Genomic DNA, 19159 nt, shown 5'->3' with positions numbered 1-19159 from the left:
CGCCCTAAGATCTGCGCATGACAGGTACCTTCCGGCCCGGGGGCCGCGCGGCACGGAGCGGCGCGCAGGGCAGCACGCGCTGGGCGCCCGGGGAGCAGATCCTCTGGCGCTACCGCGACCATGCCCCGGGGCTGAAGGGCGCGGTCCACATCTGCCGCCCGGTGACGGTGGTGCGGGACACCGACGAGCTGCTGGCCGTCTGGATGGCTCCCGGCACGGAGTGCGTCAAGCCGGTCCTCGCCGACGGCACCCCCGTCCACGAGGAGCCCCTCGCCACCCGCTACACCGCGCCGCGCACGACCGTGCGGTCGCGCTGGTTCGGTGCGGGGGTCCTCAAGCTGGCCCGGCCCGGTGATCCCTGGTCGGTGTGGCTGTTCTGGGAGCACGGCTGGCGGTTCAAGAGCTGGTACGTGAACCTCGAGGAGCCGCGGTCGCGCTGGTCGGGCGGGGTCGACTCGGTGGACCACTTCCTCGACATCTCCGTCTACCCGGACCACAGCTGGAAGTGGCGGGACGAGGACGAGTTCGCGCAGGCCCAGCGGTCCGGGCTGATGGACCGGGAGCAGGCGCGGCAGGTGCAGGCCGCCGGGCGCGCGGCGGTGAACGTGATCAAGGCGTGGGGCGCGCCGTTCTCCGACGGCTGGGAGGACTGGCGGCCCGATCCGGCCTGGGCGGTTCCGGTTCTGCCGAAGGACTGGGACCGCACTCCGGCGCATATGACCTCATGAGACCCTTGATGCGCCCCCGGGGTTCAAACGTAGGATCGTCCTCCGCAAGGTCGCGCGCGCGGGGCCGCATCTACGGGCCGTCCCTCCGCAAGTGTCGCGCCGTACGCGGGACTTGACCGGAGGTAGCGCAGAGCGAGAGGTAACGAGGGGGACGCGGAAACCCCGGGTGATGGTGCCCGGGCCGCTGAGCGGGTATACCGCGACTGACCGAGTTGAGTGCAGCGCACATCGAGCGCAAACGGACGGAATTGCACGCGTGACGGAGTACCCCACCTCTCAGGAGGGCCCGCAGCCCGTCGCCTCCGGCGGAGGTACGGACGAGGCCGGCCACGGCAAGGCGCCCATCGCCGCCGAGGCCGTACGCACGCATGCCGCGGGCGCTGGCGCTGGCCCTGCGGCGGAGCCCGGCGGCGCGGCCGCCGCGGCCCCCGGCACCCGTGCGGCCCGCTCCGCGGCGGGCGCGGGCGCCGGACTCCCGCGCCCCCGCGGCAAGGCTGCGGCCTCGGCCGCCTCGACCGATGTACCGACTGCCGCCGGCCTGCCCGGCGAGGTCGGGACCCGCCCACGGGACGCCGCGGCCGCCCGCAACGCGGCGAGCGGCGGCGCTGCCGCCGGGCTCCCCCGACCGCACGCCGACGCGGTGGACACCTCCGGCGACATCCCGGCCCAGCCGAACCCCGACCAGGGCACGTCCCGCCCGCGCGGCGGAGCCGGCGACCCGGCCGGGGACACCTCGCCCGGGACTCCCCGCCCACGCGGCGGAGCCGGTGACCCGGCTGAGGGCATCTTGCCCGGGGCCGCCCGCCCGCGCGGCGGAGCCGGCGACCCGGCCGGGGACACCTCGCCCGGGACCGCCGGGCACGGCGGCTCCGCCGCCCCCCGCCCGCGCGACAGGAACAACGACCCGGTCAGGGACGCCTCGCCGGTCGGCGGGAGCGGCGACGGCGCCGCTCCCGGTGCGGGCGAGGCCGCCGGACAGGGAGCCGCGTACCGCGCCGGAGGCGAACCGGCGCGCAGCGCCCAGGACATCCCCGGCCAGGCGACCCACCCGGCCGGAGGCCCCGGGCAGAACACCGCCCACCCCGCCGGAGGCGAGGGGCGCCGCGAAGGCGACCGGCTGCGGTTCGTCGGCGCCGCCACCCGGCGGATCGCCCGCGGCATCGACCTCGACGAGATCGTGCTCGGCCTGTGCCGCGCCACCGTGCCCACCTTCTCCGACGCCATCCTCGTCTACCTGCGCGACCCGCTCCCGGTCGGGGACGAGCGCCCCGTCGGCCCGGTCGTTTTAAGGCTCCGGCGCACCGACCGGCTCCGGCCGATCGACGACCTCACCGACAGCAGCAGCACGATCGGCGCGGGAGTGGACCTCGCCGGGGCCGCGGGGGCCACCGGCGAGCTCGACTTCAGCCAGCTGCCGCTGGTCGGCCCGCAGGGTGACCTGCCCGCGGCCGAGCTGTGCGAGATCCGGCCCGGCGGCGCGCTCGCCGAGGTGCTGCGCGGCGTACGGCCCGTGTTCGGCTCCTCCGCCGCCGCCAAGGCCGCGCTGCCCGAGCTGCTGGGCGCGGACCATCCGCTGCCGCGCGGCAACCGGGCCGTCCTCGCGCCGCTGCGCGGCCGCCGCCGGGTGATCGGCGCGGCCGTCTTCCTGCGCAGCCCCGAGCGGCCGGCCTTCGAGCAGAACGACCTCCTGGTCGCCGCCCAGCTGGCCACGCACACCGCGCTCGGCATCGACAAGGCGGTGCTGTACGGCCGCGAGGCGTACATCGCCGACGAACTCCAGCGCACGATGCTGCCCGACAGCCTGCCCCAGCCCACCGGGGTACGGCTCGCCTCGCGCTACCTGCCCGCCGCCGAGACGGCCCGGGTCGGCGGCGACTGGTACGACGCCATACCGCTGCCCGGCAGCCGGGTCGCGCTGGTCGTCGGCGACGTCATGGGCCACTCCATGACGTCCGCCGCGATCATGGGCCAGCTCCGCACCACCGCGCAGACCCTGGCCCAGCTGGACCTGCCCCCGGCCGAGGTGCTGCACCACCTGGACGAGCAGGCGCAGCGCCTCGGCTCCGACCGCATGGCCACCTGCCTGTACGCCGTCTACGACCCCGTCTCGCACCGGATCACCATCGCCAACGCCGGCCACCCGCCGCCGGTGCTCCTGCACCTGGGCGGCCGCGCCGAGGTGCTCCGCGTACCGCCCGGGGCCCCCATCGGCGTCGGCGGCGTGGACTTCGAGGCCGTGGAGCTGGACGCGCCCGCCGGGGCCACCCTGCTCCTCTACACCGACGGGCTGGTGGAGTCGCGGCTGCGGGACGTGTGGACGGGCATCGAGCAGCTCCGCGAGCGCCTGGCGACCACCGCCCAGCTGACCGGCCTGGACCACCCGCCGCCGCTGGAGGCCCTGTGCGACGACGTGCTGGACATGCTCGGCCCGGGCGACCGGGACGACGACATCGCGCTGCTCGCGGCCCGGTTCGACGGGATCGCGCCCAGTGACGTCGCGTACTGGTTCCTGGACCCGGAGGAGACCGCTCCGGGCCGGGCCCGCCGGTTCGCCCGCCGCGCGCTGACCCGCTGGGGCCTGGAGGAGCTGAGCGACTCGCTGGAGCTGCTGGTCAGCGAGGTGGTCACCAATGCCGTCCGGTACGCGGAGCGGCCGGTGACCCTGCGCCTGCTGCGTACGGACGTCCTGCGCTGCGAGGTCGGCGACGACTCCCCGCAGCTGCCGCGGCAGCGCCGGGCCCGGGACACCGACGAGGGGGGCCGCGGCCTGTTCCTGGTCAACCGGATGACGCGCCGCTGGGGCGCCACCCGGCTGAGCAGCGGCAAGGTGGTCTGGTTCGAGCTCCCGCTGCCGGGGGCCCACGAGCGGCGCTGACCGGCCCCGAACCGACACGACACCGCCCCGCGAGCCGTACAGGCCGCGGGGCGGTGTCGTATGTCTCCTGCTCGTCTACTGCTCGGGGAACAGCGGCGGGTCCGGCGGCTTCGGACCATTGGTCTTGGTCGCCGTCGGCGTCGGGGTCCCAGTCGGCGTCGGCGGCTTGGTGCTGCCGCTCTTGGTCGGCGTCGGGTCCTGTGTCGCCGGCGCGCTGCTGGTCGGCGGCGCGCTGCTGGTCGCCGGAGCGCTGGAAGACTGGCTCGACGACGGCGACGTGGAGGCGCTGCGGGACGGCGCCTGCGAGGCGCCCATCTCGGCTTCCTTCAGGTCGAACTCGGCGGTGTTCACGCCCTTGAGGGCGGCGAGGGTGTACGCCTTCCAGATCGCGGCGGGGAAGCTGGAACCGCCCGCTCGGCCACCGCCGGCGGTACCGGTCAGGGTGACCTGCTTGTGGGTACCGGGCTCCTCGCCGAACATCGCGACGACGGTGACGAGCTCCGGGGTGTAGCCGGTGAACCAGCCCGCCACGTTGGACTCGGTGGTGCCGGTCTTGCCGGCTGCCTCGTAGGCGCTGCTCTGGACCTTGTTGCCGGAGCCGTCGTTCACGACGCCGGTGAGCACCTTGGTGACGGTGTCGGCGGTCTGGCGGGAGATGGCCTGGGCGCCGATGGCGGGCTCGGGCTTGTACTCGCGGTCCTTGTTCTCGGCGCTCTTGATGATGGTCGGCGTGACCTTCTTGCCGTGGTTGTCGAGGGTCGCGTAGACGGCTGCCATTTCCACGGTGTTGGCGCTCATGGTGCCCAGCGACATGGCCGGCTTGTCCTCGGGCCAGCCGTCGCGGTCGTGCATGCCGAGCGCGAGGGCCGTCTTCTTCGCGGCCTGCGGCTTGACGTCCACGATCATCTGCGCGTAGACGGAGTTGACCGAGTAGTTGGTCGCCTCCTGGACCGTGATCTCCTTGCCGAAGTCCTTGTCGTCCTGGTTCTGCGGGTTGAAGGGGATCTTGCTGCCGACGACCTGGCGCTTGCTGGTGCCGTCGTAGAGGGTGTTCGGGGTGATCGGCTTGCCACCCTGGGTCGTGGCGTTGTTCTCCAAGGCGGAGGCGAGCACGATCGGCTTGAAGGTCGAGCCCGGCTGGTAGTCGGTGCGCAGGGCGTTGCTCGCGGACTTCTGCTCCAGGCCCTGGCCGCCGTACATCGCGACGATCGCACCGGTCTTGGCATCCACGGAGGTGGCGCCGGCCTGGACGCTCTGGTCCTGGGGCCGGTTCTTGGTGTCCTCGCGGCGGAGCTGGGACTCCAGCTCGTCGTCGACCGCCTTCTCCAGCGCCGCCTGCTTCTTCGGCTCGATGTTGAGCGTGATGTTCCAGCCGCCGGCCGCGATCTGGGCGTCGGTGACGTCCTGCCGGTTCATCTCGTCGTTGGCGGCCTGGATCAGGTAGCCCTTCTGGCCGTCCATGCCCGGGCGGGGCTTGGGCTTGATGGGCTCCTGGAACTGCAGGGTCTTGCGCTTGGCCTCGTCCAGCGCGCCCATCTCGACCATGTTGTCGAGGACGGCGTTGAAGCGGATCATGACGAGGCGCTTGCCGTTCGGGCCGGCGGTCGCCCAGTCGTACTGGCTGGGGGCCTGGATGACGGCGGCGAGGTAGGCGCCCTGCTCCAGGGTGAGCTTGTCGGCGTCGACGCCGTAGTAGGCCTGGGCCGCGGCCTGGATGCCGTAGGCGTTGCGGCCGTAGAAGTTGGTGTTCAGGTACCCGGCGAGGATGTCGTCCTTCTCCATGCGCTGGTCGACCTTGAGGGAGATGATGAGCTCCCTCAGCTTGCGCGTGGCGGACTGGTCCTGCGTCAGGTAGTAGTTCTTGACGTACTGCTGGGTGATCGTCGAACCGCCGGCCTTGCCCTTGCCGGTGACCGTGTTGAACAGGCCTCGGGCCGTGCCCATGAGGTCGATGCCGCGGTCCTTGTAGAAGGACTTGTTCTCGATGGCGATGAACGCGGTGCGGACGTCGGCCGGGATCTTGTCGATCGGCACGATCTCGCGGTTCATCTTGCCGGTGCTGGCCATGAGCGAGCCGTCGGCGTACCGGTAGGTGTTGCTCTGGAGCGTGGCGCTCTTGTTCGGGTCGGTGGGTTCGTTCACCGAGAAGTACAGGATGATCGCCGCGGCCATGAGGAGCAGGATCAGCCCGAGGAACGTCCCGAGGATCTTCTTCCAGGTGAAGAAGCGGCGTATGCCGGTGCGTTTGCCCGCGCTCGCCGTGCCCTTGGTGCCCTTCGCGCGTCCGCTCGGCGCCCGCCGCGCACCGCGCTGCTGCTGCGCCTTACGTGCTTCTGCTCGGCCCATCGCTCCCGCTCCGCTCGATTTCCCCCGACGTCAGCTCAGAAAGCTAACACCGCAGGTTGTGACAAAGGCTGGCCAACCTTGGCCAATACCGGTCAATTCGGACGTGAGAATCAGCACCCACGCCAACGGAACCGACGCATCAGGAGGCCAAAGGGTTGCCGTGGGTGTCGCGCGGGCAAAAAAGTGATATCACTTTGCTAAGCGACTGGACCGGTCGCGACCACGAGAATCGGGGGCCGAACGATGACGACGACGGACACGGACACGGACACGGGCACGAACGCCTTCGCCACACCGGGTGGCGTACGCGAGTTCACCGCGCGCAGCGTGGGCGGCGGCCTGGCGCTGCTGCTCGGGCTGTTGGGCATTGCGGCCGGGGCGGGCCTGATCGCGACCGGCGCGGTCCTGACCGCCGTCGCCGCCAAGGCGTCGCTGATAGCGGCCGGCGTCCTGCTGGACCTCGCCTCGATCATCGCGATGAGCGGCCTCAACACGGTGGCGCCGGGCGAGGCGCGGGTGGTCCAGCTGTTCGGGCGGTACCGGGGGACGATCCGTACGGACGGCCTGCGTTGGGTCAACCCGCTGACCTCCCGCGAGAAGATCTCGACGCGCGTGCGCAATCACGAGACGGCCGTCCTGAAGGTCAACGACGCCTACGGCAACCCGATCGAACTGGCGGCGGTCGTGGTGTGGCGGGTCGAGGACACGGCGCGGGCGGTGTTCGAGGTCGAGGACTTCACGGAGTTCGTGGAGACGCAGACGGAGGCGGCGGTCCGTCACATCGCGATCGAGTACCCCTACGACGCCCACGACGAGGGCGGTCTGTCGCTGCGCGGCAACGCCGAGGAGATCACGGAGAAGCTGGCCGTCGAACTGCACGCGCGGGTGGAGGCGGCGGGCGTCCAGATCATCGAGTCCCGCTTCACGCATCTCGCGTACGCTCCGGAGATCGCCTCCGCGATGCTCCAGCGCCAGCAGGCGGGCGCGGTCGTGGCGGCCCGCAAGCAGATCGTGGAGGGCGCGGTGGGCATGGTCGAACTGGCCCTGACCCGCCTGGCGGAGGAGGAGATCGTGGACCTGGACTCGGAGCGCAAGGCCGCCATGGTCTCGAACCTGATGGTGGTCCTGTGCGGGGATCGCGCCGCGCAGCCGGTGCTCAACACGGGCACGCTCTACCAGTGACCTCCGGCGGCACCCCCCGACCCACCCGGGGCCCGGCCCCCGCCCCCGACGACCACCCGGCGCCGGGGGCCGCCCCGTCCACCCCGGGCACGCCCCCGCCCCCCGACACCCCCGCGCGACCCGGAGCAACTTCGGCCGCAGGCCCGGACTCCGCCCCCGGCGTGCGCGCGCGGCCAGGCGCCGCCCCGGACGCCGCAGGCCCGGACTCCGCCCCCGGCGGGCGTACGCGGCCAGGCGCCGATTCGGATGTCGCAGGCGCCGACCCGGGGCCGGAGGTCCCCGGGGGGCGGCGCGGCCGGGCGGGGGCGCAGGCTCGCAAGCAGGTCCTGTTGCGGCTCGACCCGCAGGTCTACGACGCGCTGGCCCGCTGGGCGGGTGAGGAGCTGCGCAGCGCGAACGCGCAGATCGAGTTCCTGCTGCGCCGCGCCCTCTCCGAGGCGGGCCGCCTCCCCACCTCCCCGTCCCCCATCCCCCGCCGAGGCCGCCCCCCGAAACCAACCCCCTGACCCACAGCGCGGCCGGGCTTCCTGGGGCTCCGCCCCAGACCCCGCGCCTCAAACGCCTGCGAGGCTGGATTTACCCCCGCCTGCGTACGCAAGTGCGGCTCAAGAACCGGGGCTCCACCCCGCACCCCGCGCCTCAAACGCCGGCGAGGCTGGATTTACCCCCGCCGTCCCACAAGTGCGGGCGCCAATTTCCGCCCCGCCGGCGATTGAGGCGCGGGGCGCGGGGCGGAGCCCCCGGCGGCGGGGCCGCACGCGCGAGGGCAACGGCTGGCCCCGACGCTATACGCGCCGTCTATACACCGCGCGTATACACACCGTGTACAGTCACCCCCATGTCCATCGGTCACACCCTCCTCGGCCTCCTGGAGGCCGGCCCACGCCACGGTTACGACCTCAAGCGCGCCTTCGACGAGAAGTTCGGCCACGACCGCCCCCTCGCCTACGGCCAGGTCTACTCGACCATGTCCCGCCTCCTCAAGAACGGCCTCGTCGAAGTGGACGGCATCGAGGCCGGCGGCGGCCCCGACCGCAAGCGGTACGCCATCACCGACGCCGGCATCACCGACGTCGAGCACTGGCTCTCGCAGCCCGAGAAGCCCGAGCCGTACCTCCAGTCCACGCTCTACACCAAGGTCGTGCTCGCCCTGCTCACCGGCCGCAGCGCCGCCGAGCTGCTGGACAGCCAGCGCGCCGAGCACCTGCGCCTCATGCGCGTCCTGACCACCCGCAAGCGCAAGGGCGACCTCGCCGACCAGCTCGTCTGCGACCACGCCCTGTTCCACCTGGAGGCGGACCTGCGCTGGCTGGAGCTCGCCGCCGCCCGCCTGGACCGGCTCGCCGAGGAGGTACGACGATGACCCCCGTCCCGGCCGGCTCCCTGCTCGCCGCCACGGATCTCCGTAAGACGTACGGAACTACCCGCGCCCTCGACGGCGCCCAGTTCTCCATCCACCCCGGCGAGGTCGTCGCCGTCATGGGACCCTCCGGCTCCGGCAAGTCCACCCTGCTGCACTGCCTCGCCGGGATCGTCACCCCCGACTCCGGCTCCATCACCTACGCCGGCCGCGAGCTGGCCGGCATGAGCGACGCCGAGCGCAGCGCCCTGCGCCGCACCGACTTCGGTTTCGTGTTCCAGTTCGGGCAGCTCGTACCGGAGTTGACCTGCGTGGAGAACGTCGCCCTCCCCCTGCGCCTGACCGGCGTCAAGCGCAAGGAGGCCGAGGCCACCGCCCTGCACTGGATGGAGCGCCTCCAGGTCGAGGACCTCCGCGCCAAGCGCCCCGGCGCGATATCCGGCGGCCAGGGCCAGCGCGTGGCCGTCGCCCGCGCGCTCGTCACCGGCCCCCGGGTGGTGTTCGCCGACGAGCCCACCGGCGCCCTCGACTCCCTCAACGGGGAACTGGTGATGCAGCTGCTCACCGAAACCGCCCGCGCCGCCAGCGCCGCCCTCGTGCTCGTCACCCACGAGACGCGCGTGGCCGCGTACTCCGACCGCGAGATCGTCGTGCGCGACGGCCGCTCCCGCGACATGGAGCGCTTCGTATGAGCGAGCCGAGCACGCTCAAGGACTGGTCCCGCGACCTCGCGATGGGCGTCCGCTTCGCCTTCGGGGGCGGCCGCGAGGGCTGGACCCGCACCCTGCTCACCGGCGTGGGCGTCGGCCTCGGCGTCGCGCTGCTGCTGATCACCTCCGCCCTGCCGAGCGCGCTCACCGCCCGCTACGAACGCAGTGACGCCCGCTCCACGATGAACTCCCCGAGGGCCGAACAGCCGGGCCCCGAGACCCTGTTGATCTCGCGCGCCACCCAGACCTACCACGGCACCGACATCGAGGGTTCCTTCCTCCAGGCCGAGGGACCGGATGCGCCCCTTCCGCCCGGCCTGAGGAAGATCCCCGCCCCGGGCGAGATCGCCGTCTCCCCCGCCCTGCACCAGCTGCTGAACTCCTCCGACGGCAAGCGCCTGCGCGAGCGCCTCGACGGCCCGGTCTCCGAGGTCATCGGCGACGCCGGCCTGATGGGCCCCGGCGAGCTCCTCTTCTACGCCGGCACGGACCTCCTCGCGAAGACCGGCCCCGAGGACTACCACGTCCGGCGGATCACCGCCTTCTCCTACGCCCCGGACCGCGAGCGGCTCGACCCCGTCCTGACGCTCCTCGTGGTGCTGGCCTTCGTCGCGCTGCTGCTGCCGGTCGGCATGTTCGTCGCCGCCGCCATCCGGTTCGGCGGTGAGCGCCGCGACCTGCGGCTGGCGGCCCTGCGCCTGGTCGGCGCGGACACCCGGATGGTCCGCCGGATCGCCGCAGGGGAGGCCCTGGCCGGGTCCCTGGTCGGACTGGTCCTGGGCGTCGGCTTCTTCGCCGTCGGCCGCGAACTCGGCGGCAGCTTCACCCTCCGGCAGCGCAGCGTCTTCCCCGCCGACCTCGATCCGTCGTGGGGGCTGGCCGCGCTCGTCGCGCTCGTGGTGCCCGCCGCGGCCGTCGCCGTGACCCTGTTCGCGATGCGCGGCGTGGTCGTCGAGCCGCTGGGCGTCGTCCGTACGGCCGCGCCGCGGAGGCGGCGCATCTGGTGGCGGCTCCTGCTGCCGCTGGCCGGACTGGGCCTGCTCGTCCCGCTGATGGGCCGCGGCACCGACGGCGGGGACTTCAACCAGTGGCAGGTCAGCGGCGGTGTCGCCCTGCTCCTGGTCGGCATCACGGCGCTGCTGCCCTGGCTGTTGGAACGGCTCGTCGCGCGGCTGTCCGGCGGCCCGGTCTCCTGGCAGCTGGCGGTCCGGCGCCTCCAGCTGAGCAGCGGCCCGGCCACCCGCCTGGTCAACGGCATCGCGGTCGCCGTCGCCGGGGCCATCGCCCTGCAGATGCTCTTCGCGGCCGTCGAGAGCGAGTACCTGGAGGCCACCGGCCAGGACCCGTCACGGGCCGCGCTCTCGATCAGCCTGCCCCCGAGCAGCGCGGACCGCGGCGCCGAGGGCATGGCCGCGAAGGTCGCCGCGGTGCGGGGCGTCACCGCGGCCGTGCCGCTGACGTCCCTTTACGGGCAGGCAGCGGACTCGGGCCAGGGTGTCCAGATCACCGTCGGCTCGTGCGCGGCGCTGCGCGAGGTCGCCGTGATCGATTCCTGCGCCGAGGGCGACGCCTTCGTACTCACCGGCTCCACCTCCGACGACCCCGGCGTCTACGGAGCCTCCGCCAAACCGGGCGAGAAGCTGTCCGTCAGCCCCGGCCTGGGTGCCCCGTTGGACGCGAAGCCCTACGCATGGACCTTCCCGGCGGCGGCCCGTACGGTCGCGAGCCGCGAGGACCCGACCGGCCGGGTGCGGGACGGTGTGCTGGTGACTTCCTCGCTCGCACCCGAGGGAGCGGGCGCCGCCGCGAACGCCCAGTTGTTCGTCCAGCTCGACGCATCCGTGCCGGACGTGGCGGAGGCGGTCCGTACGGCCGCGTTCAAGGCGCAACCCCTCAGCCGTGTGTCCACGCTCAAGTCCACCAGGGAGAACGCCGGTTTCTCCGCGATCCGCACCGGGCTGTACTTCGGCGCGACCGCCGTGCTGATCCTGATCGGTACGAGCCTGCTGGTCTCCCAGCTGGAGCAGCTGCGCGAGCGCAGGCGACTGCTGTCGGCGCTGGTCGCCTTCGGCACCAAGCGGTCCACGCTGAGCCTGTCGGTGCTGTGGCAGACGGCCCTGCCGATCGCCGTGGGCCTGGCCCTGGCGGCGGCGGTGGGCGTGGGCCTCGGCACGGTCCTGATCCGGATGGCCGGGCACACCCTCCGGATCGACTGGTACCCGGTCGCGGTGCTGACCGCCGCCGGCGCGGCCCTGGTCGCCGCGATGACCCTCCTCACCCTCCCGCCCCTCCTCCGCCTGATGCGCCCGGACGGCCTGCGGACGGAGTAGCCCGCCGGGTACGGAGGCGGTCAGTCCGTGGGCCACACCGGCAGCGGACGGACCGCCTCCCGCAGGGCGGCGGCGACGGCGCGGAACTCCTCCTGCCGCGCCGTCCCCGTCCGCATGGCCAGGGCGATCCGCCGCGAGGGCACCGGCTCGGCGAAGTACCCCGTCGCCAGGTACTCGTTGCGCGCCGTCTCCAGCCGCAGCGCGCTCCTCGGCAGCAGCGTGACCCCGAGCCCCCCTGCGACCAGCTGTACGAGCGTGGACAGTCCGGCCGCGGTCGTCGTGACATCGGCACCCGCCGTGCGCCCCGCCTCCCGGCAGATGTCCAGGGCCTGGTCCCGCAGGCAGTGCCCCTCGTCGAGCAACAGCAGCTGCAGGCCCCGCAGTTCCTCACGCGGGATGTCCCGCCGCCCGGCCAGCGGATGCTCCCGCGGGGCGAGCAGTACGAAGTCCTCGTCGAAGACGGGCAGTTCGGTGACACCCGGCACCCCCAACGGCACCGCGAGCAGCAGCAGGTCCAGCCGCCCGCCGGCCAGCCCCTCCAGCAGGGAGGCGGTCTGCTCCTCGTGCACCTGGAGGTCCATCCGCGGATAGCGCCGGTGGAACAGCCCGAGCACGGTCGGCAGCAGGTACGGCGCCACCGTGGGGATCACCCCGAGCCGCAGGGCCCCGGTGAAGGGGGCCCGTACCGCCTCGGCCTCCTCCAGCAGCCCGCCCATCGCCTCCAGCACGACCCGCGCCCGCGCCGCGATCCGCTCACCCGCAGGGGACAGCAGCACCTTGCGGGTGGTGCGCTCCAGGAGCTGCACGCCGAGCGCTTCCTCCAGCGCGGAGACGGCCCCGGAGAGCGCGGGCTGGCTCATGCCGATGGCCGCCGCGGCGTCCCGGAAGTGCAGGTGCTCGGCCACGGCCGCGAAGGCGCGCAGCTGGGCCAGCGTGGGCTGCTTCGGCAGCTTCACTCCCCTATTACCGACAGCCACTGATAGGCACCTCCGATCACCTCCCTCAAGAGTAGCTATTTCTGTAATCAATGCAGGTGTGCCAGCATGTGAGATCCGTCCAACCCCCTTGGAAAGCCCCCAAAAGGGTCACTTTCCCTTTCCGCAAGGAGAGCTTGTGCTCACTGTCGGCGACACGTTCCCCACCTACGATCTGACCGCCTGCGTCTCGCTCGAAGCGGGCAACGAGTTCGCGCAGATCGACCACAAGACCTACGAGGGCAAGTGGCGCGTGGTGTTCTTCTGGCCGGCCGACTTCACCTTCGTCTGCCCGACCGAGATCGCCGCCTTCGGCAAGCTGAACGAGGAGTTCACCGACCGCGACGCGCAGATCCTCGGCGTCTCCGGCGACTCCGAGTACGTCCACCACGCCTGGCGCAAGGACCACGCCGACCTGCGTGACCTGCCCTTCCCGATGCTGGCCGACTCCAAGCACGAGCTCATGCGCGACTGCGGCATCCAGGGTGCCGACGGCTTCGCCCAGCGCGCCGTCTTCATCGTGGACCCGAACAACGAGATCCAGTTCTCGATGGTGACCGCCGGTTCCGTGGGCCGTAACCCCAAGGAGGTCCTGCGGGTCCTCGACGCCCTGCAGACCGACGAGCTGTGCCCCTGCAACTGGAACAAGGGCGAGAGCACCCTCGACGCCGGCGCCCTCCTGGCCGGTGAGTGACGGATGTCCCTCGACTCCCTCAAGTCCGCCATACCGGACTTCGCCAAGGACCTGAAGCTGAACCTCGGTTCGGTCATCGGCAACCAGGACACCCTCACGCAGCAGCAGCTGTGGGGCACCGTCCTGTCCTGCGCGATCGCCGCCCGCTCCCCGCGCGTCCTGCGCGAGCTGGAGCCGGAGGCGAAGGCGGCGCTGTCCCCGGAGGCGTACACCGCCGCCAAGTCGGCCGCGGCCGTCATGGCGATGAACAACACCTTCTACCGCACGCGGCACCTGCTCTCCGACCCGGAGTACGGCACCCTGCGCGCGGGCCTGCGGATGAACGTCATCGGCAACCCGGGCGTGGAGAAGGTCGACTTCGAGCTGTGGTCGCTCGCGGTCTCCGCGATCAACGGCTGCGGCCAGTGCCTGGACTCGCACGAGCAGGTCCTGCGCAAGGCGGGCGTGGACCGCGAGACGGTCCAGGAGGCCTTCAAGATCGCCTCGGTGATCCAGGCCGTCGCCGTCACCCTCGACGCCGAGGCCGCCCTCGCCGCCGAGTAGTTCCGCCTCGTACGAGGCCCAGGGCCCCGCAGCCGATCCCGGCCGCGGGGCCCTCACTCGTCCGGGTGGCCCCTCGCTTACAGGACACCGAGTGCCGCGCCGTCCTACGATGATGTCCTCGACACCTACCACCAGGAGGCGCGATGTCTGCCGCGGCAGTCGAGCACCCCTATGACAGCGAGCGGAACGAGCTGCTCAGGGCCGCCAAGCGGATCTCGGAACAGCTGCCGGGCCACCGTGTCGAGATCCTCGAAGGGAACATCAGCGTGTCCCCACCGGCGGACGGGCCCCACGCCGACGCACTGACCACCCTCATGCTCCCGTTCCTCGCGGCCGGCCTGCACGGCAGCGAGTCGCGGGTGCTCCAAGCCACCGGCGTGTGGCTGCCGACCGGACCGGCGGACTACGCCATTCCCGACCTCGCGGTGGTCGACGCCGACTACCGGGACCACGAGGTCGAGAGCAGCTGTTACGAACCGGCCTGCTTCCGTCTGGTCGTCGAGGTCACCAGCAGCAATCACAGCAACGACCTCAAGACGAAGGTCCGGACGTACGCCCAGGCCAAGATCCCCGTCTACGTCATCGTCGACCGCAAGAACGGACGGGTGCACCTCCTGACCGATCCCATCGGCGACGGGTACGACCACCACACCCTCTACGCCCCCGCTCAGCAGCTCACGCTCCCCGACTCCATCGGCGCCAAGGTCACCCTCGACGCCGGCGAGCTGCTGGAGGCGGGCGGCTGCCCTGCCGACGGGACCGGCTGAGCTCAGATCACCTCTTCAGCGAGGCCATCAGCGCCCGCATGTCCTCGATCACCGCCGCCGAGACCGCGTCCTCGTCGGCCTTGGCGTCCCCGTCCTCCCCGTGCCACTGCACGGTGAGCGTGAGGACCGCGCCGCCGTCAAGCACCTGAAGCCGGCGCGCCGACAGGTATCCGTGGAGCAGTGCACGGTCCCCCAGCCCGGGAACCTGCTGCACCACGTCGATCTCCGGTCCGATGTACGGATCGAGCCCGAGTCCGGTCCCGAACTCCGGTTCAGGATCGGTCTTCTTGTGCAGCTGGACCTCCACCTGGCCGTAGTAGACGAGCCCCTTCCCGTCCCACTGCTTGTTGAAGTCGCAGGTCGCCCAGTCCAGGGCGGGGCCCTCCCCGTGCCGTGCCAGCCTCCCCTCGAAGCTTCCGGCCATCCCGCCGACTGCCCTCAGCGGAGCGTCCTTGCACAGGTCCTCGGAGTGCCGGTAGGCGATCCGCGGTGCATCGGTGAATCGATCCTGCGCGGCCAGGGTCCCGGCCCAGACCGCCGATGCCACGAGCGCCCCGCCCAGCGCCCACAGCCACGGACGGGCTGTCTGCCGCCCTAAGGGCCGCTCGCGCGGCTCGGCCACCTCGGCCGGCCGCTGCGACTCCCACTCCCCGTCCAGCTCCGGCTCAGTGATCACCTGCGCCCGCCTCCCGCACCGCCGAGCGCACGGCGGTCGCCCCGTGCGGCGCGGGGCCCACCGACCCGGCCCCGTGGTGGAGCTGCTCGCGCGAGTAGGCCCTCAGGTAGGACACCACGGTGTTGGTGACGGCGACCAGCGGTACGGCGACCACCGCGCCGCCGATGCCCGCGATCATGCCTCCCGCGGCCACCGAGAGGACCACCGCGAGCGGGTGCACCCGTACCGCCCGGCCCAGGATGAAGGGCTGGAGCACGTGCCCCTCGATCTGCTGCACCGCCAGCACCACGAGCAGCACCATCAGGGCGCTGAACACGCCCTGGGTCACGAGCGCGACGACCACCGCGAGCGCGCCGGAGACCACCGCGCCGACGAGCGGGATGAAGGCGAACAGGAAGATGAAGACGGCGAGCGGCACGGCCATCGGCACGTCGAGGAAGTAGATGCCGAGGCCGATGAAGATGGCGTCGATGAGCGCGACCAGCACGGTGCCCCGTACGTACGCGGTCAGCGTCCGCCAGGCGCGCGGTCCGGCTCCCGCGACGCCGGGACGGGCCGCGGCGGGGACGAGGCCGAGCGTCCAGGTCCAGATGCGCTTGCCGTCGTAGAGCAGGAAGAGGGTCGAGAACATCGCGAGCAGGATGCCGGTCAGGACTTCGACGAGGACCGTCACGCCCTGGAGGCCGGCGGAGGTGATCTGCTCGGTGTTGGTGCCGATGGTCTCGCTGAGGTTCTTCGCGATGTCGTTGATCTGCTTCTCGGTCACGTGGAACGGACTGTCCAGTGCCCAGAGTTTGAGTTCGTTGATGCCGTCGCGGACCCGGTCGGAGAGGTCGTCGAGGTTCTCCATGACCTGCCAGACCACGAACCAGCCGACGAGCCCGATGACGACGAAGCCGAGGACCGCCGTGACGGCGGTGGCGAGCCCACGCGGCAGGCCCAGGCGCCGCAGCCGGACCACGAAGGGCTGGAGCAGCGCCGTCACGAGCAGCGCGGCGGCGAAGGCGAGGACGACCAGCCGGACTTCGCTGATCACCTTCATCAGCACCCAGAGCATCCCGGCGAGGAGCAGCAGCCGCCAGCTGACCTCGGCGGCGACCCGCATGCCCCAGGGGACCACGCTGACCGGGTCGGGCCGTTCGGGGAGGACCGCGACGGCGGCCGGCGGCGGCGTCACCGCCGGGCCGGCGCCCGCGGCCGAGCCCGGGACGGGGGCGGACGCGACGGGATGCGGGAGCTCGCGGGGCAGGTCGCCTCTCGCCTCGGCCTCGACCTCGGCGCGCCGCTCGTCGAGCCGCGCCTCCATCCGGTTCAGCTTGCTCCCGAGCCGGCCGAGCCAGCCTGCCCTCTTCGCCATGTCGTTCCCTTCCCCCCGCCCCGTGGCCACACCTCGAAAGACCGTACACGCGAGGAGCCCCGCACCGTAGGACGGTGCGGGGCTCTCGGAGGTTGAGCAGGCCGCGGCGGAGTTCGGGCCGCCGGCCGGGCGCTGCTAGTACCAGCCGTTGGCCTGGTGGAAGCTCCAGGCGCTGCACGGGCTGCCGTAGCGCTCGTTCATGTAGTTCAGGCCCCACTTGATCTGCGTGGCGGGGTTGGTGCGCCAGTCGGCACCGGCCGAGGCCATCTTCGAGCCCGGGAGCGCCTGGACGAGACCGTAGGCACCCGAGGAGGAGTTGACGGCCTTGTAGTTCCAGGTGGATTCCTGGTTGATGATGTTGGAGAAGCACTGGAACTGGCCGGCCGGGACCATCTGCTGGGCGATGGCCTTGACCTGGGCGACCGTGTAGGAGCCCTGGACCTCGAAGTCGCCGGCGTCGCGGGTCGCGGAGCGGCTGGCGGCCTGCTCCTTCTCCTCGCGCTCCTTCTTCGCCTTGGCGTCGGCTTCCGCCTTCGCCTTCTCCGCTTCCGCCTTCTTGGCCTTGGCGTCCTCGGCGGCCTGCAGACGGGCGGACTCCTCCGCCGAGCGCTTGGCGTCGGCGTCGGCGGCGTGGACGATGGCGTCGGCCTGCTGCGTCAGGGACGCGACCTGTGCCTGCTCGCCGTCCGGGATGTCAGTGAGGAGAGTCGACCCCGACGCGGTCGTCTCGAGATCGTTCGAGGAGGGGTCGCCAGTGGCAACGCCCACGACTGCGCCGACGGTGGTGACCGCCGTGGCCGAAGCCACCGCGAACCCCCGGACCGAGATCCGGCTCACATGATGTCCTTCCAGCAGCGTCCGCAGTGACCGCGCGGGCGCAAAAGTGCCCCTCGACACTGGCCTCCGTGCTTCTACGGTCACTGGAGGCGCGGGCCCGTGGGCAACTCCCTTGCGGGGGCTGCCGCGTGTAGCTCCGGGCGGCATACGGCAATCGACTGTGGAGTTGTGGTGCTGCTGTACCTCACGGGAGATACACGTGTTCCGTATGCGGGGCCTGACGGAAACCAGACTCTGCCGGAACGCGACGCCGCAAGGCAATTCTCCGTTGCGTGGGAAAGGTCACACCTGGCATGTCGCCGTCGATTTCGGCAAAGGGCTGTGCAGCACGACGCCGCCCGGCTAGGCTCTCGGACCTTTGCCGGGCGGCGCCAACTCCGCTTTCCACTATGGGTGTTTTGCCCCCTGTGTTCGCGTGTGCGTTACAGGGATTCGAGCATCTCGGTGACCAGTGCGGCGATCGGGGAGCGCTCGGACCGGGTCAGCGTGACGTGGGCGAAGAGGGGGTGCCCCTTCAACTTCTCGACCACGGCGACGACTCCGTCGTACCGGCCGACCCGCAGGTTGTCCCGCTGGGCGACATCGTGGGTCAGAACGACCCTCGAATTGGCACCGATTCGGGACAGAACGGTCAGCAGGACGTTCCGCTCCAGGGACTGCGCCTCGTCCACGATCACGAAGGCGTCGTGCAGCGAGCGGCCGCGGATGTGCGTCAGCGGCAGGACCTCCAGCATCCCGCGGCCCAGCACCTCCTCGATGACCTCGCGCCCGGCGACCGCCGAGAGGGTGTCGAAGACCGCCTGCGCCCAGGGGCTCATCTTCTCGGACGCGTCCCCGGGCAGGTAGCCGAGGTCCTGGCCGCCCACCGCGTACAGCGGCCGGAAGACCATCACCTTCTGATGCTGCCTCCGCTCCAGCACCGCCTCCAGGCCCGCGCACAGCGCCAGGGCCGACTTTCCGGTACCGGCCCGGCCGCCCATCGAGATGATCCCGATCTCGGGGTCGAGGAGGAGGTCCAGCGCGATGCGCTGCTCGGCGCTGCGGCCGTGCAGCCCGAAGGCCTCGCGGTCGCCCCGTACGAGCTTCACGTTGCCGTCCGCCGTGACCCGGCCCAGGGCCTTGCCGCGCTCGGACTGGAGGACCAGTCCGGTGTGCACGGGCAGTTCGGCGGCCTCCGGGACGTAGAGGCGTTCCTCCGAGTAGAGGAGGTCCACCTGCTCCCCGGAGAGGGCGAGCTCGCCCATGCCGGTCCAGCCGGCGTCGGTGATGGCGAGTTCCGCGCGGTACTCCTCGGCGAGCAGGCCCACGGAGGAGGCCTTGATGCGCAGTGGGAGATCCTTCGAGACCACCGTGACGTCGTAGCCCTCGGCCTGCAGGTTGCGGGCGACCGCGAGGATGCGCGAGTCGTTGTCCCCCAGCCTGAAGCCGGCGGGCAGCACGCCCGGGTCGGAGTGGTTGAGCTCGACACGCAGGGTGCCGCCCAGATCGCCCAGCGGGATGGGGGCGTCGAGGCGTCCGTACCGGACCCGGAAGTCGTCGAGCAGGCGCAGGGCCTGGCGCGCGAAGTAGCCGAGTTCGGGATGGTGCCTCTTGGCCTCCAGCTCGGTGATCACGACGATCGGGAGCACGACCTCGTGCTCGTCGAAGCGGCGGATCGCGTTGGGGTCTGCCAGCAGGACGCTGGTGTCGAGGACGTAGGTCCGCCTGTCGGGCAGGCGGCGCTTTGTGCTGGTCACCACGGAAGGACGTACCCCCTCGGAAGAGGTCGGGCCATGAAGAC

General features: G+C 71.9%; 16 protein-coding genes. 10 read left to right on the top strand and 6 right to left on the bottom strand.

Going from position 1 to position 19159, the window contains the following annotated elements; all coding sequences use genetic code 11:
* The first annotated feature begins 17 nt into the window (after positions 1 to 17).
* Both ACGFYU_RS23035 and ACGFYU_RS23030 read left to right on the top strand, forming a co-directional pair.
* Positions 18 to 728 (top strand): DUF402 domain-containing protein, encoded by a 711-nt coding sequence (locus ACGFYU_RS23035; protein WP_393829186.1) that lies wholly within the window; start codon positions 18 to 20, stop codon positions 726 to 728.
* Between the two features lie 658 nt (positions 729 to 1386).
* Positions 1387 to 3603: a SpoIIE family protein phosphatase gene (locus ACGFYU_RS23030; RefSeq protein WP_393829208.1), complete on the top strand. Its 2217-nt coding sequence runs from the start codon at positions 1387 to 1389 to the stop codon at positions 3601 to 3603.
* A 75-nt stretch (positions 3604 to 3678) separates the two neighbouring features.
* Here ACGFYU_RS23030 and ACGFYU_RS23025 read toward each other — a convergent pair whose 3' ends face one another.
* Positions 3679 to 5949: a transglycosylase domain-containing protein gene (locus tag ACGFYU_RS23025; RefSeq protein WP_393829185.1), complete on the bottom strand. Its 2271-nt coding sequence runs from the start codon at positions 5947 to 5949 to the stop codon at positions 3679 to 3681.
* 243 nt (positions 5950 to 6192) lie between these two features.
* On the opposite strand from ACGFYU_RS23025, the gene ACGFYU_RS23020 reads away from it, so the two are divergent.
* From ACGFYU_RS23020 to ACGFYU_RS23000, 5 genes are all read left to right on the top strand, one after another.
* A complete protein-coding gene (locus ACGFYU_RS23020) occupies positions 6193 to 7131 on the top strand; it encodes an SPFH domain-containing protein (protein WP_393829184.1) in 939 nt (312 codons plus the stop codon).
* Between the two features lie 161 nt (positions 7132 to 7292).
* Positions 7293 to 7637: an AT hook motif protein gene (locus ACGFYU_RS23015; RefSeq protein ID WP_393829183.1), complete on the top strand. Its 345-nt coding sequence runs from the start codon at positions 7293 to 7295 to the stop codon at positions 7635 to 7637.
* 332 nt (positions 7638 to 7969) lie between these two features.
* Entirely contained in the window at positions 7970 to 8494 is a 525-nt protein-coding gene (locus ACGFYU_RS23010; RefSeq protein ID WP_393829182.1) for a PadR family transcriptional regulator, read from the top strand.
* On the top strand, positions 8491 to 9183 hold the full coding sequence (locus tag ACGFYU_RS23005; RefSeq protein WP_393829181.1) for an ABC transporter ATP-binding protein: 693 nt from the start codon (positions 8491 to 8493) through the stop codon (positions 9181 to 9183). The genes ACGFYU_RS23010 and ACGFYU_RS23005 overlap by 4 nt, the downstream gene beginning before the upstream one ends.
* Positions 9180 to 11531, top strand: a complete 2352-nt coding sequence (locus ACGFYU_RS23000) for an FtsX-like permease family protein (protein WP_393829180.1) — start codon at positions 9180 to 9182, stop codon at positions 11529 to 11531. Before ACGFYU_RS23005 ends, ACGFYU_RS23000 begins: the two co-directional genes overlap by 4 nt.
* 20 nt (positions 11532 to 11551) lie before the next feature.
* On the opposite strand, the gene ACGFYU_RS22995 is transcribed toward ACGFYU_RS23000, so the two are convergent.
* A complete protein-coding gene (locus tag ACGFYU_RS22995) occupies positions 11552 to 12508 on the bottom strand; it encodes a LysR substrate-binding domain-containing protein (RefSeq protein ID WP_393829179.1) in 957 nt (318 codons plus the stop codon).
* Between the two features lie 136 nt (positions 12509 to 12644).
* Here ACGFYU_RS22995 and ACGFYU_RS22990 point away from each other — a divergent pair, with 136 nt between their 5' ends.
* The 3 genes from ACGFYU_RS22990 to ACGFYU_RS22980 all read left to right on the top strand — a co-directional run bounded on the left by ACGFYU_RS22990 (position 12645) and on the right by ACGFYU_RS22980 (position 14509).
* Positions 12645 to 13199, top strand: a complete 555-nt coding sequence (locus tag ACGFYU_RS22990) for a peroxiredoxin (protein WP_393829178.1) — start codon at positions 12645 to 12647, stop codon at positions 13197 to 13199.
* A 3-nt stretch (positions 13200 to 13202) separates the two neighbouring features.
* Positions 13203 to 13742 carry an alkyl hydroperoxide reductase gene (locus tag ACGFYU_RS22985; protein WP_393829177.1) on the top strand — a complete coding sequence of 180 codons (540 nt, stop codon included), beginning with the start codon at positions 13203 to 13205 and terminating at the stop codon, positions 13740 to 13742.
* A 143-nt stretch (positions 13743 to 13885) separates the two neighbouring features.
* On the top strand, positions 13886 to 14509 hold the full coding sequence (locus ACGFYU_RS22980; RefSeq protein ID WP_393829176.1) for a Uma2 family endonuclease: 624 nt from the start codon (positions 13886 to 13888) through the stop codon (positions 14507 to 14509).
* A gap of 7 nt (positions 14510 to 14516) precedes the next feature.
* On the opposite strand, the gene ACGFYU_RS22975 is transcribed toward ACGFYU_RS22980, so the two are convergent.
* From ACGFYU_RS22975 to ACGFYU_RS22960, 4 genes are all read right to left on the bottom strand, one after another.
* Positions 14517 to 15185: a hypothetical protein gene (locus tag ACGFYU_RS22975; RefSeq protein WP_393829175.1), complete on the bottom strand. Its 669-nt coding sequence runs from the start codon at positions 15183 to 15185 to the stop codon at positions 14517 to 14519.
* Positions 15175 to 16542, bottom strand: a complete 1368-nt coding sequence (locus tag ACGFYU_RS22970; protein ID WP_393829174.1) for an AI-2E family transporter — start codon at positions 16540 to 16542, stop codon at positions 15175 to 15177. The genes ACGFYU_RS22975 and ACGFYU_RS22970 overlap by 11 nt, the downstream gene beginning before the upstream one ends.
* Positions 16543 to 16677: 135 nt before the next feature.
* Entirely contained in the window at positions 16678 to 17379 is a 702-nt protein-coding gene (locus tag ACGFYU_RS22965) for a transglycosylase SLT domain-containing protein (protein ID WP_393829173.1), read from the bottom strand.
* Positions 17380 to 17801: 422 nt separating this feature from the next.
* Positions 17802 to 19118, bottom strand: a complete 1317-nt coding sequence (locus tag ACGFYU_RS22960; protein WP_393829172.1) for a PhoH family protein — start codon at positions 19116 to 19118, stop codon at positions 17802 to 17804.
* Between the last annotated feature and the right edge of the window lie 41 nt (positions 19119 to 19159).

The organism is Streptomyces sp. NPDC048337 (genome assembly GCF_043201175.1).
GTDB lineage: Bacteria > Actinomycetota > Actinomycetes > Streptomycetales > Streptomycetaceae > Streptomyces.
This window is presented reverse-complemented; position numbering and strand designations above follow the sequence as displayed.

Bases quoted from the DNA above. Each gene is read 5' to 3' on its own strand.
- ACGFYU_RS23025 (WP_393829185.1), bottom strand. From the start codon at position 5,949: ATGGGCCGAGCAGAAGCACGTAAGGCGCAGCAGCAGCGCGGTGCGCGG.
- ACGFYU_RS22985 (WP_393829177.1), top strand. From the start codon at position 13,203: ATGTCCCTCGACTCCCTCAAGTCCGCCATACCGGACTTCGCCAAGGAC.
- ACGFYU_RS22970 (WP_393829174.1), bottom strand. From the start codon at position 16,542: ATGGCGAAGAGGGCAGGCTGGCTCGGCCGGCTCGGGAGCAAGCTGAAC.
- ACGFYU_RS23020 (WP_393829184.1), top strand. From the start codon at position 6,193: ATGACGACGACGGACACGGACACGGACACGGGCACGAACGCCTTCGCC.
- ACGFYU_RS23000 (WP_393829180.1), top strand. From the start codon at position 9,180: ATGAGCGAGCCGAGCACGCTCAAGGACTGGTCCCGCGACCTCGCGATG.
- ACGFYU_RS22980 (WP_393829176.1), top strand. From the start codon at position 13,886: ATGTCTGCCGCGGCAGTCGAGCACCCCTATGACAGCGAGCGGAACGAG.
- ACGFYU_RS23010 (WP_393829182.1), top strand. From the start codon at position 7,970: ATGTCCATCGGTCACACCCTCCTCGGCCTCCTGGAGGCCGGCCCACGC.
- ACGFYU_RS23035 (WP_393829186.1), top strand. From the start codon at position 18: ATGACAGGTACCTTCCGGCCCGGGGGCCGCGCGGCACGGAGCGGCGCG.
- ACGFYU_RS23005 (WP_393829181.1), top strand. From the start codon at position 8,491: ATGACCCCCGTCCCGGCCGGCTCCCTGCTCGCCGCCACGGATCTCCGT.